The sequence below is a fragment of the Acinetobacter sp. GFQ9D191M genome, from assembly GCF_011174875.1.
GTDB lineage: Bacteria > Pseudomonadota > Gammaproteobacteria > Pseudomonadales > Moraxellaceae > Acinetobacter.
This window is the reverse complement of record NZ_JAALGV010000015.1, coordinates 52341-65842: the sequence shown is the minus strand read 5'-3', so window position 1 is coordinate 65842 and position 13502 is coordinate 52341. Positions and strand designations below refer to the sequence as shown.

Here is a 13502-nt window from a genome sequence, read left to right as displayed (position 1 = left end):
GTGTTCAGCGGACGCTTACATATATTTTAAACCCAGACACTCTAATACTTTGCAGACCAACAATCCAATATCATGTGTCTGTACAAGAATGGTCATATCCGAATGACTTAACTCTAACTGAATGACTTCATTCTTAAAACTCTTAAATTCATCTAGAAACGCAGTTTCTGTGATTTCAGGTAAATTGCGCCATACTAATGTAGCCTCTTCGATGACACCAAAATCTAAAGCACCTTGTAGCTCATTTTTAGACTCTGACTTAATCACTTTTTCTATTGGTAAGAAGAGCTCTGCATATCGGTTGGCTAAGGGAATCAAATTATCAGGTAAACGATACGTCTGTTTTAGTTCTGCCCAGGCTCCACGAAAACCAGCATTTTTCATGACATCATCTGTCCACAAATCAGCAGATGCATAGATATCCTGTGTTGTATCAGCACATAACAACATTTCACCGCCATCGGCTAATAATTTCTTAAGAATATCCCACCACTGAGGATTAAAGTCTTGCCCTTCATCCACCAAGATTGCATCATATTTTTCTGGTTCACTTATATCTAAAGCATTTTGTACTATACTGCACAATGCAGCTGACGATGGGAAATCAGAGACTTTAGCATTTGGATCTTTTTTTAATGCTTCTTCCGCAGTTTTTTTTGCATTTATGAAAACCTCAGCATACTCACGCTCTAATCCAGCGTCATAACACAATCGTCGACATAAATAATGAAAATTAATCCAAGTCGCCGCTTTACGTATATGTGGATATTCACGTACTGCTAAATCCTGAAGGTAATTTAGTAGTGTGATATTAAAAGTGACAATCAAAACCGACTTTTGCTCTTTCAGAAGTGTTGCAGCTCGCCCTGCAACAACCACAGACTTACCTGATCCCGCTGGACCTTTCAAACGCCTAAAGCCTGAATCAGTTCTTTCTTTAATAAATTTAAGTTGTTGGGGATTATAATTTAATGGTTCTCGTTGCTCTTTACTTGATTCTGGTTCTCGAAGCCATACTCTCAATTGCTCAGCAATGATGTTATTCATATACTTAGATGATATTCGGGCAATACCCGTTGGAAAATTTTCAATTAATCCTTTTTGAAAATTATCTCTTCCAAAAACAACGTAACTATTATGTTTATCATCTTCAGTCGGTTTAAATATCTTACGATTCCGACTTTGGAATATTGGATAGAATAATTGTTCAATCTCCTTTTCAGATGCCGATGGCAAAACAAGTCCGCAAGACACCACCACTCCGTATTCACGGCGACTTAGAATAGGACAATAAAGGTCTAAAATTTCTTTTCGATATAGTAATAATTGATCAACAGGGTTTTTCTTAACATACGAAATTTTTTCGCCTTGGGAGTTTACTGCATAAAGGTGTTTTTTCCCGTTACTAAACTCTTCAATGCCATATTGCATGGCTTTGAAATCCCAATTTTTAACTTCAAAAACACCAATGCCAATCTTAGGATGCAAAATGACGATATCAGGACATAAACCATTCAAATGAGGTTGAATATAAATCTCCCAACCTTGCGGTAAATACTGATCTAAGTATTCAATAAATTGAATTTCACCAGCCTCTAAAGGCTGGCGTAATTTATCCCATTGATCTTTAGATGGAGAAATTAAACGGTTATTCATCATTTAAAGCATTTTTCTTATCAGGATGAACGAACCACCATAGAGATGTTGATACAAGTGCTATGGGAACTAATACATACTGGATTTTAACCCCTACATAATCCAGCATAAGGAAGCATAAAATTAATAATATCCAAGAAATTCCAGCAATTGTGCCAAAAAAATTGGCTAAAGTGGAGCGAATTTTGAATAGCATACTACCTCTATCACTACTAAGAATTGATCCAATATTAATAACTGATGTTACGCAGTAAGTGTATTTTTTGGTACTTTCACCACAATATGTTGTGGTTGAATTTTTGAAAATTTACAACATATATGCTGGGTGCGTAAAAGCAGTTAATAATTAGATTTTAATATACTCTGCCTTAAACCCACTCTAAGATAACACTAAAGATTCACATAAATGATTATATTTTATACATAATTTTCCAGAAAATCGTAAATAAATGATCTGTTTTACTCTTCCTGTGTAATCTCTTTTCCAAAGCCTCAATCAAAGTATCTCGCTTTTCAGTAATCTCATCTTCAACATCAAAAAATTGTTGTCGCATACGGCGTTTTTCTTTTTCAGCCTTTTTGATTTACTCTTAGATATTTCACTCTTGTTCAATATCATTGGCTTGGCGTGATTCTCGTTTCAATGCATTAATCTTAAGTTTAATATCATCCAACATTTTTTCAGTCGCCAACATACGATCTTTAGCCGATTGTTCTCACTTATTCCTTTCCTTGCGATAGGCTTAGACTCCGCCAGATTCCAGCCAGAACTATTTAATCAATCGTGAAAGCTGTTGCCGTTTCCTCGCAGTTTTACTGGTGGGTTGCTTTAACTATGCCATTAGGTTTGATTAAATTGCCAGGATTTGGATTTTATTGTCAGTTATTTACACTTAAATACCAATAAGTGGTTCTAGCAGACAACTCATAGCAAAACCTATCCATTGAGTGGAATAGACAGGTATTTGATGTTATTTCTCTTACATTCTTTGTTATTTGGGTGTCATAGGGTGTTCTTACAGATCCAAGCGGGTGTTTTTTTACTGCCAATAGGGTGGAAATGCATAACCATTTTGTGGTAATTCACTGCCAAAATTGCACAGTGGAAATAGAGAATTTTTTTTTTAAATAATTAACTTTTTGAGCCTGATTTTTATAGTGTAACGAAATGCCAAATATAGTGTAATGCACCTATTTTATAGTGTAACAACCTCAAAAAAATGGGGTTTTTATAGTGTAACGCACCCCAAAAAATGGGGTTTTTATAGTGTAACGTACAGTCAAATTATAGTGTAACGCACCTTTTTTTATAGTGTAACGCACCTCTTTTTATAGTGTAACGGTAGGGATGCATAAAAAATAATCAAGCCTAAGGTCTTTTCTGGGTGACTTTAGGTTGAAGGTGGTTAGGATTGTACATTTTTGATCAAATTTTAAGCGCATGATTGTTTGTTAATTTGTAAAAGCAGGGTGCGTTCATATCAAAATCGATCATTTTTAGGAGGGAATTTATGCGACAAAATGACGCATTGGTTAGAGAATTAATTCTGTCTTTGAAACTTAAAAGGAAAGTTTTGAGGACCACGGCTTTATGATTTGATACAAGGCAGCTAAGCCCCACCAAACTTCAATTAAGATGGCTAGACTAATTTTTAAATATTCGGGTAATTTTTTAATCCTGAATTAGACTTATGTACAAAAGATTTTTCTTAATAAAAATAATGTGAACTGATATGCTTGTTTGAAGGGGAGCTTTGTATAAAAGCATAATAAAGTACAGATAGTTGTAAATAATATGATGAATTTGGCTGAGTCTCAGTTTGATTTCTTAAAGGATGTAGATCCTTTGATGCATGCTTTATTGGTCAGTGCAGAAGCGGCATATTACACAGCACCAGCACATACACTTGTACAGACCCGAAAATTTGCTGAGATTCTGGTTAATAAAGTAGCCCAAGCCAATCAACTTGAAATACCTGAACAAGCCGATTTTCACTCACGTATACGTTTACTAGAAAACAAACTTCAGCTCAAAACTGATTTTATTGCGGTATTGCATACCTTACGTATGAATGGCAATAAAGGCGCACATGATGCTGAAACCAATCATAGTGATGCGTTGACCTCACTAAGATTGTCATATCGCATGGCGCAGTGGCTTTATATTCTGACTACCCAAAAAACCAAAGTGTTCCCAGAGTTTCAAGCACCAATTGACCCAACGCTTGAAGCAAGGCGTATGCGCTTTGAACTCATGGAGCTACAACAGAAATTACGTACAGCACAAGATAAACAAGCCGTTAATACAGAAATTCAACACAAGCTCGCAATGCTTGAAGCTGAAAACCAACAGTTAAAGCAACAGCAACAGATAGAAGAACAGGCATTGCAGGCTCAACTGGCTGCTTATGAAGCCAAGGTTAAAGTATTTGAAGAACAAGCATCTACAATGACTTTAACAACGCCTATTGAAGATGAGCAATTCAGCACAGCTAATGCTTCATTTAAATTGTCTGAAGCTGAGACACGTGAGCTCATTGATTTACAACTGATAAGGGCAGGTTGGCAAGCAGATACACAACTTCTCAAATATAGCCACGGCGTGCGTCCACAAAAAGGTTTAAACCTTGCAATTGCAGAATATCCAACATTGCTTGATGGTGAAGAGGGCTTTGCAGATTACATACTGTTTGAGGGCTTAAAACCTGTTGCTGTAGTTGAATCAAAAAAGCTCGATAAAACTGTGAGCCAATATATTCTTCAGGCAGAGCGATACTCACAGGGTTTTAGATTTGCTGATGACTTAGAAAAGCCCTATGCCAATACGCCGTGGGTATCGGAAGATAAGCATTACCATATTCCTTTTGTCTATGCCTGCAATGGTCAAAAGCAGTCTAAGCGTTTAGCTGATGAGGGCGGAATCTGGTTCCGTGATGTACGACATCCATCCAATATTTCTAAGGTATTACAAGGTTTCCATTCCCCAGAAGGGTTGAAGTGGAAACTTGAGCAAGATATTGAACGTGCAGATGAATATTTAGAACAGACCGAGATCCTGCCATTCAATGATCGTCAGTATCAGCGTGAAGGGATTAAAGCAGTTGAACATGCGATTGCTCGGGATCAGCAACGTATTTTACTCGCAATGGCGACAGGTACAGGTAAAACCCGTTTGGCTACTGGTTTGATGTATCGTCTGATTAAAAGCCAACGCTTTAAGCATATTTTATTTTTGGTAGATCGTTCAACCTTAGGTACACAAGCATTTGATGCTTTTGGCGCAGAAGTGATTGAGCAAGGTCAAACACTTTCTCAAATTTACACAGTTGCGGATTTAGGTGTAGACACAGGAAAACGTGCTGAGGTCCAAGTGGCTACAGTGCAAAGCTTGGTACATCGCTTATTCAATGGTGATGAGCCACTACCGATTGATTACTATGACTGTATTATCATTGATGAAGCACACCGAGGTTATACTTTAGATAAGGAAATGACCGAGGGTGAAGAAGCGATTCGTGATGAAGCACAGTATTTGTCGACCTATAAACGTGTCCTAGATTATTTTGATGCAACCTTAATTGGTTTAACAGCAACGCCAGCACTACATACAACAGAGATTTTTGGTAAGCCTGTATTCACATACAGTTTTACTCGTGCTGTAGAGGAAGGCTATTTAGTCAACTATGACAAACCGATTCGCTACATCACCAAACTGAGCCAAGCAGGCATTGAAATTCCTGAGGGGACAACGGTGCAGGTGGTGACCAATGCAACAGGTCAGCAGTCCACGGCGCTACTACAAGATGATATGGAATTTGATGTTGCCGACTTTAACCGTAGTGTGATTAACGAAAACTTCAATAAAGTGATTTGCCAAGCCTTAGTAGAAGACTTAAACCCACTCAGTGATGAAAAAACCATGATTTTCTGTGTGACGGATCGTCATGCGGATCAGGTGGTAGCATTGTTAAATGAGCTGTTCAAAGAGAAATATGGCAAAGACTGGAATAATGATGCTGTGGTGAAAATCACAGGCAATGCAGATCAGCCAAGTAAATTGGTTGAACGTTTTAAGAAGAATAAGTTCCCGAATATTGCTGTCACTGTAGATTTGCTTACTACAGGTATTGATGTACCGAAGATCTGCAATTTGGTGTTTATGCGTAAAGTTCGTTCACGTGTGCTGTTTGAACAGATGCTCGGTCGTGCAACTCGGTTATGTCCTGATATTGGTAAAACAGAATTCCGTATATACGACGCCGTAGATATTTTTGCGACTTTGCAAGCAGTGAATACCATGCAGCCGATTGTCGTGCGTCCAAATATCAGCATCGATCAGTTGATTCGTGAGTTAAGTGATCCGGAGTTGATGCAGAAAGCTAAGGCATGTGCTGTAGCCTCTGTGGATGAGGTTCAGCGTACTCAAGCCGATTTGGTCTTAGATGAGTTTATTCAGAAGATTACCCGTATTTTAGGGAAAGCTGAGAAGTTTAAACATCATCCTGATCAAGGCAAATTGCGTGAAGCACTTGGAAAAATCAAAGAAAACTTCGGGGTTGAGTCCTTTAAGCTACCTCAGATGCTGCGTGCTAAAGGTATTGATGATCTTGGTACTTGGCTACAGCAAAACAGTGCGATTTTAGAAGCACGTTTGGCTGAGGTTCGTAGTGCTCTCGGCACCTTGGATTTACCAATTATCTCGGACGAGAAAGACGAACTGATTGAACGCGTCGTAGATACGGCACATCAACAGCCTGAAGATTATCTGGAATATTTTGATAGCTTCATTAAAACAGCCGTGAATGACAATGCTGCGATTAAAGCAGTTGTTACAAGACCATCAGATCTGACTCGCGAGCAGTTGCGAGAACTGGAAAACTTGTTGACCAGTAAAGGCTTTACCCAAAGCAAGCTAACCCAGGCACTAGGTGGCAATGAGTCCAATCAGACTTATGCATCACAGATCATCTCTATGATTCGACGTTCAACATTGGGTGAAGAAATTTCTTCTGTCGAAGAGCGTTATCAGCGGGGTCTAAACAGGATTCTACAGCAGCGTGCATGGACGGAAGATCAGAAGCAATGGTTGGCACGTCTAACTCTGTTTATTGCCAAAGAGGTGGTGGTTGACAAGAATATGATTCACCATCAATTCGCCAAAGATGGTGGTGTAAAACGCCTGAGCAAGTTGCTTGATAGTGACGTTGAAAAACTGGTCGATGATATTCATGACGGGTTGTGGCAGGCCTCTTAACTGCTACAATCCACTCGTAATAAAATTTCTATATTTTTCACATTTTCTGATGAAGTGCAGCACATGACACAAAATGATATTGTCCAAAAACTCTGGAATCTTTGCGACGTATTAAAAGATGACGGGATTAACTATAGCGACTATGTGTCTGAACTGGTGATGCTACTCTTCGTCAAAATGGTCGATGAACTGGATGACGAGTTTTCTACGCTTGCCAAGATTTATCCTGAACAATATAAATGGATGCACTTTAAAGATCATAACGGCATTGAATTACTCAATTTCTATAAGCAGATGTTGCTTGATCTATCGCAAAATCAGAATGAACTGATTTCATCGATCTATGCCAATGCTCAAACTCGTTTACGTGAACCACGCCATTTACAGCAGTTGATCAATGAATTTGACAAGCTAGACTGGTTTAGTATTAAAGCGGATGGTTTAGGCGACCTGTATGAAGGCTTGCTAGAAAAGAATGCCACCGAAACAAAATCAGGAGCAGGTCAGTACTTTACGCCACGTCCATTGATTAACTCTATTGTGCGTTGTATGCAACCAAAGCCAAGTGAAGTGATTCAAGATCCTGCATGCGGTACGGCGGGCTTCTTAATTGCTGCGGATGCGTATATACGACAGCACCATGATTTGTATGCACTGACTGAACAAGAAACTCAGTTCTATACTTTAGATGCTTTTGTTGGTGTTGAACTTGTTCCGAATACGCGCCGTCTGGCTCAAATGAACTGTTTGTTGCATGATATTGGTGGTGAGCAAGGTGCAATCAAGCTGGGTAACTCGCTTGGTCCTGTAGGGCAGGCTTTACCAAAAGCGGATGTGATATTAGCCAATCCACCATTTGGTACATCAAAAGGTGGTGAAGCAAGCATTACCCGTGATGATTTGCCATTTAACACATCAAATAAGCAATTGGCATTTTTACAGCATATTTATAAGAACTTAAAACCAGGTGGTCGTGCCGCCGTGGTATTGCCAGATAACGTGTTGTTTGAAGCTGGGCAAGGGACATCTATTCGTCAGGACCTGATGAACAAATGTAATGTGCATACGATTCTGCGTTTGCCCACAGGGATTTTCTATGCACAAGGCGTGAAAACCAATGTGCTGTTCTTTACCAAAGGGACTCAAGCGAATCCGCTACAGGATGAAAACTGTACCACTGAAACTTGGGTCTATGACCTACGTACCAATATGCCAAGTTTTGGTAAGCGTACACCATTTACTGAAGCGCATTTAAAAGGCTTTGAAACGGTCTACGGCGCTGACCCTAAAGGTTTATCACCACGTACTGAAGGTGAATGGTCACTTACAGAAGAAAGCCAAGAGCAAACGCTTGAGAACAGCCGTTGGCGTAAGTTTAGTCGTGAATGGATTAAAGAACAAAAAGGCGATTCTTTAGATATTTCATGGTTAAAAGACAATGACGCCGTGGATGCTGCAAACTTACCAGAACCGCATGTGTTGGCAAGTGAAGCAATGTCTGAACTAACGCAAGCATTGGTTGAGTTGGATGCGTTAATGAAAGCCTTAGGTCAAACCGATGAAGCGAATACTCAAAAACAGCTATTAGCAGATGCTTTAGGTTTAAACGCTGAGGAACAGGCATGAGTTTAGATAATTTGCCTGAAACGTGGTTAAGTACTAAATTAGTAGACGTATGTGAAATTATTCTAGGTCAATCTCCGGAAGGTACAAGTGTAAATCAAGATAAGCAAGGCATTGTATTTTATCAAGGTAAAACTGAATTTGGTAAATTACATCCTACACCTAGAAATTACTGTACAGCACCTAAAAAAATTGCTGAAAAAAACGATATTTTACTGTCTGTAAGAGCACCTGTCGGACCTACAAATGTTGCTAATGAAACTACTGCTATTGGACGTGGATTAGCAGCTATTAGATCGCCATTAAATATTAGTTTTTCATACGTGCTTTATTATTTTAAATATCTTGAGCCGTGGTTAAGTCAACAAGGGACAGGAACAACATTTAAAGCAATTTCTGGTGAATTTATTAGAAATTTGGATTTTATTGTACCTACTGAAGTCGAACAACAAGAAATCGTTCGTCAGCTTGATGTGATGCTTGCCCAAGTCGAGCAAATTAAAGCCCGTTTAGATGCCATTCCTGCCATTCTTAAAAAATTCCGTCAGTCGGTTTTGGCAGATGCGGTGAGTGGGAAGTTGACGGAGGAGTGGCGTAAGTCTAATCCGCATACGATTTCTATCGAGACTATAGAATCTTGTAGACTAAATAAATGGTGGTTAGAGAAACAAAAAGATTTACTTTCAAAGGGAAAAAAAGTAACAGAAAAGGATAAGGCTAAATATAAGCCCGCTTATTTACCTGAATCTAATTTTTATGGAGCTATCCCACCAGAGTGGTCATTATGTACTATCGATCATTTGTTTGATGTGACGAAGCTTGCTGGTTTTGAGTTTACAAAATTTGTTAAATATCATGATGATTATGATATTCCAGTAATTAAGGCAGAGAATGTAGGTAAAAATGGTTTTAAAGAAACCCAATTTTCTAAGGTAGAAAAAACAGTTGTTGATGCCTTACCTCGTTCGTCAATATTTGGTAATGAGCTATTAATTGTATTTGTGGGTGCTGGTACAGGCCAAGTAGGAAGAGTGCCAAATAATAGAAGGTATTTTTTGGGACCAAATGTAGCTTTAGTTAAACCAAATCTTTGTGATTTAATAAATTCTGAATTTTTTGAGTATTTATTAAGATCATTGAGTGGGCAGGATAGTTTGCTAAGTTTTGCAAAAGGTGCTGCACAGCCATCTCTATCTATGGATCAAATTAGACATGCTACGATTGTAGTGCCTCCGATTGAAGAACAAGAAGTGATTTTGGCTAGTATTAAGATTTTATTTAATAAGGCTAGTCAAATTGAATCATTAGTAAATATAGCCCAAAAACGAGTGAATTTACTGACTCAATCTATTTTAGCCAAAGCCTTTAGCGGTGAACTCACTGCCGAATGGCGAGAGCAGCATCAAGAGCTGATTACAGGGATCAATAGTGCTGAAAGTTTGCTTGCTAAAATTCAGAAGGAAAGAGAAGCGAGTAAGCCTGTGAAAAAAACACGGGTGAAGAAGGCTAAGTAGTTTTTTATTTCCCAAGTTTTAATGTTTTCGTTTTTTTGGCACTTGTAAAAAGTGCCTTAATTTTGAGTGTGTACGTGTTTATATTATTCTGTTATTTCGTTGCTTTATCTTGTTTCTTTTATATTTGTATCCAAGTTGGACTCATTATTAAAGAATCATTAGATAAACTTAGTGCTAAAAAGACTCAAGCCAAACAAGTAGCTCAGAAAATATCTCAGGGTTATCAAGCAACGAGTAAAGTTGTTAAGACAGGTGCAGAGGCTCTCAATAAAGGCTTACATCATTTAGAAAATGGTGCAGATAAAGTAAATAAAGCTGCTGCTGATCTAGAATCAAAAACAATAAAATGGGCTGATGAAGAACGCATACGTGATTATTATCGAGTAAAAGCTGAATTAGTTAAAATTAATCAGTCACGTAAAGAAGCAGGTTTACAAGAGATATCATTGGTTGATTTTTTTGATCATGATAAAGAATTACAACAACTAGCAAGAGAGGAAGCATTAGCTGAAACTCGTACTCAACGTATTAAAAAGGATGAAGAAGAGGAAAAGCAGAAAAGGGCTACTGAAGTCGAAAGAATCAGAGCTGAGCACAAACAGAACTTGGCTCAGGAAGAGCAGTTAAGAAAAGAGAAAATAGAAGCTGAGAAGTTAAAGGAAGAACAACTCAAAAAAAATCAAACGATTGAAATCGAATTAGACCACCTAGAAACTGCTTTAATAGAATTTATCTATATTCGCTACTATCTAACAGGTCTAAAAACACTGCCTCTGCTTAAATGTATATACGACAGTTGGGCTAAAACACCGTATTCGGCAACTGAATTAAATGAAGAAGTGTGGGGCAAAATTATAGAGCAGATGTCTTTTGATGAGACGAAGTGTAAAAAAATTGATGCACTGTATCACTTCACGCATAAATCTAATTTACCTTCTATTATACAAAGAGGCTTGATGACGAAAAAAGCTTTGGATGATAAAGATATTTATTATAAACATAACGATGAACATCGCTGGGATGAAGTCGAAGATTCAATATCTTTATCATTTAGTCATCCCAATTGGAAGATGTTCTATAAATATCGAGCGTTATCAGGTCTGAATGATTGGGTGGTTTTAAAAATATCACCTACACTCTTGGCGGGTGTGGAGCGAAGTCAGTCTGAATCAATCAAAAATTATGATTATTTAGATAAAGCAATATTTAATAAATTTAATGCGGCTTCTTTTTCAGTTAAAAATTTCAGCATCGAAGAAAGGAAAACACACAAAGCATTTTTAGATATGTTTGAGTCTAGAATAGGTAAGACTTTAGAAACGTATACCTATGATAACCAAGCGGAAGTACTTTATCAGGGTAATATTCCAACGTGCTTTTTTGATGAACTTTATATTTTTGAAGAAGATGATAATTTGGCTTGGGTACAAGATTTCGGTTTTAAATTGACTGTGAATAAGACAGTATTTGAGAAAAGATAAGGAAATCATCATGGCAAAAAGACCAGTATTTGTACCTAAATTCGACGGCGCTACCTTAGTTGATATTGTAGATGTCGAGTTTGAATGGTTTGCAGGTATGCACTTTACTCAAAAGCAAAAATCTATCCGTTCACTACATGATGCGTATAGATCACAACATCCAGAAGCACAAATTTTAGAAATCTCCAGTAAATCTGAGATTGAGTTGGGTACCAAGCTCAGTGCATTTAATTTAATGTTTAAAACCAAGAGTGGTAAAAGCATCAGTGTGGAAAGTATCTTCCAGGCATCGAAAGTCTTTTCCAATGGTGGTCCTTATAAAGACATCATGGACATGACTTCACGTGACGCAAAGAAAGATGAACGCCTAAAGAACTCGGGGAATTTAATTGCTTTTGAGTATAGGGATACACGTTGGAAGCTTGAACCTAAAACCGCATTCTATGACTGGATTTATTTGAATGCACTCAATCTGAATGATGACCTAAAGCAACAAGCACTTGCATATGATGCATTTACTGATATTGAGTTTAACCCGCAAAAGTCGATTAACTGCCAGGCGTATTCAATAGCACTCTTTGTTGCTCTAACTAAACGTAATCTGTTGGTGGGTGGCACAATCCCGCCTAAAGATAAGTTTATTGCGTTGATTGAACAATTTACGATTAAGAATACAAGTGACGGTTTATTATTTTAGATTTTGACTATACCAATTGAATAGCACTTCCGTAGATGTGAAATAAATAATTTTAATTAACTGTGTCGTATATACAAAAAAATGAGAGAGAAAATGAGAGCACTTGGTCTACACCGTAAATCTAAAGATTACTTAGATACATTAAATATTGACCCTTATGCTTTTGAAAAGCGATTCATATACCTCGAATCATTAATAAAAGCGAATCTTGCATTCAAGACAAAACTTGAAAACTTTAAGCAATTTATTGACTGTTTAAGTGCAGATCGTTGTTTTTCTCTATGGATATGGGAAACGGAAGAACTGCTTGCTCAGTCTGAAGAAACGCTTCGCCACTTTTCACAAGACTATATTTCTGAAGATTCTCTAATTGAAACACATTATAAACTCGCAGAAAAAATGTGTGAGTTAACAGAGCGTGTTTACGAAGGACATTGGGAATATGGCGTTGCAAGTGAAGTAGACCAACAATTTAATGATCTGACTGAATTATGCCGTCGTATTTGGTCCAAAGAAAGTAAGGCTTGGCTAACCTTGGCTAAAGCTTGGAATAAAATTGATATTCATCTAATAGTCCATAATGATGAACATGTTTGAAAAGGAAAATATGGATGAACCAACATATTGAAAATAATCTATCCCAAAAAGAATATCCATTTATATGGTGTACAGGTCAAACACAACTTAGAGGAGCTTTTCTGACCTTAAGTCAAAGCACATCAAACAGTACCACATTAAGTGACGACGTACCTAATGCCCAAACTGATCTGATTGCAGCGTTATATGGGCTACATTTCAAGGTTAAGCCTTTAATTCTGAATACGGCGCTGCAAAGCTCAAGTACATCAAAGCAGCTCATTTGGGTTGAACAATCTCAGAACATGAAGGCAGATGAATTTGATGCAGCCTTGAATAAGATCATCCAATATTTTGAGATTGATCCATTCTGTACAATTCGTATAGACAATGAGAAAGCTGAAGTTTGTATAAGCCAGCAACAACAGCAATCTCATTGCCATATACCGACCGATCAGATTGAGCAGTATCTACAAGAGAATTTTTACAATTTATGTTTACCGTCTGCTGGTCAGGCCTATCTGGTTGAACTCGATGCTGGATATATGGGGACTCTCGAACCGCAAACAAACTTAGGGAAAGTAGCAAGAGATCTTCGAATTAAAAGTGTCCTTGAAAAAATGAAATAATAAAGAGCATAGATTTATTTTTTGTGCGACATATAATGTCGCTAATGTGCTTATGATTGTAGATAAATATTA

General features: G+C 37.7%; 8 protein-coding genes. 7 read left to right on the top strand and 1 reads right to left on the bottom strand.

All coding sequences use genetic code 11. From position 1 onward, the window contains the following. Positions 1–15: 15 nt before the first annotated feature. Entirely contained in the window at positions 16–1659 is a 1644-nt protein-coding gene (locus G5T77_RS02450; protein WP_166236178.1) for an NERD domain-containing protein/DEAD/DEAH box helicase, read from the bottom strand. Positions 1660–3451: 1792 nt separating this feature from the next. Between G5T77_RS02450 and hsdR the strand changes: the two genes are divergently transcribed. From hsdR to G5T77_RS02415, 7 genes are all read left to right on the top strand, one after another. After that, on the top strand, positions 3452–6910 hold the full coding sequence (gene hsdR, locus G5T77_RS02445) for a type I restriction-modification system endonuclease (protein WP_166137328.1): 3459 nt from the start codon (positions 3452–3454) through the stop codon (positions 6908–6910). Positions 6911–6973: 63 nt separating this feature from the next. Further along, the gene (locus G5T77_RS02440; protein WP_166137325.1) at positions 6974–8536 is read left to right on the top strand and encodes an N-6 DNA methylase; all 1563 of its coding nucleotides are present in this window, start codon (positions 6974–6976) and stop codon (positions 8534–8536) included. Beyond that, the gene (locus tag G5T77_RS02435) at positions 8533–10047 is read left to right on the top strand and encodes a restriction endonuclease subunit S (RefSeq protein ID WP_166137322.1); all 1515 of its coding nucleotides are present in this window, start codon (positions 8533–8535) and stop codon (positions 10045–10047) included. Before G5T77_RS02440 ends, G5T77_RS02435 begins: the two co-directional genes overlap by 4 nt. A gap of 35 nt (positions 10048–10082) precedes the next feature. Then, positions 10083–11528: a DarT ssDNA thymidine ADP-ribosyltransferase family protein gene (locus tag G5T77_RS02430; RefSeq protein ID WP_205683242.1), complete on the top strand. Its 1446-nt coding sequence runs from the start codon at positions 10083–10085 to the stop codon at positions 11526–11528. Positions 11529–11538: 10 nt separating this feature from the next. Beyond that, the gene (locus G5T77_RS02425) at positions 11539–12225 is read left to right on the top strand and encodes a hypothetical protein (protein WP_166137316.1); all 687 of its coding nucleotides are present in this window, start codon (positions 11539–11541) and stop codon (positions 12223–12225) included. A gap of 93 nt (positions 12226–12318) precedes the next feature. After that, complete coding sequence (locus G5T77_RS02420; RefSeq protein WP_159153502.1) at positions 12319–12822, top strand: hypothetical protein; 504 nt, start codon at positions 12319–12321, stop codon at positions 12820–12822. A 14-nt stretch (positions 12823–12836) separates the two neighbouring features. Further along, a complete protein-coding gene (locus G5T77_RS02415; RefSeq protein ID WP_227607464.1) occupies positions 12837–13430 on the top strand; it encodes a hypothetical protein in 594 nt (197 codons plus the stop codon). The last annotated feature ends 72 nt before the right edge of the window (positions 13431–13502 follow it).

Coding starts and splice junctions, on each gene's coding strand:
- G5T77_RS02435 (WP_166137322.1), top strand. CDS start 8,533: ATGAGTTTAGATAATTTGCCTGAAACGTGGTTAAGTACTAAATTAGTA.
- G5T77_RS02440 (WP_166137325.1), top strand. CDS start 6,974: ATGACACAAAATGATATTGTCCAAAAACTCTGGAATCTTTGCGACGTA.
- hsdR (WP_166137328.1), top strand. CDS start 3,452: ATGATGAATTTGGCTGAGTCTCAGTTTGATTTCTTAAAGGATGTAGAT.
- G5T77_RS02450 (WP_166236178.1), bottom strand. CDS start 1,659: ATGATGAATAACCGTTTAATTTCTCCATCTAAAGATCAATGGGATAAA.
- G5T77_RS02420 (WP_159153502.1), top strand. CDS start 12,319: ATGAGAGCACTTGGTCTACACCGTAAATCTAAAGATTACTTAGATACA.
- G5T77_RS02425 (WP_166137316.1), top strand. CDS start 11,539: ATGGCAAAAAGACCAGTATTTGTACCTAAATTCGACGGCGCTACCTTA.
- G5T77_RS02415 (WP_227607464.1), top strand. CDS start 12,837: ATGAACCAACATATTGAAAATAATCTATCCCAAAAAGAATATCCATTT.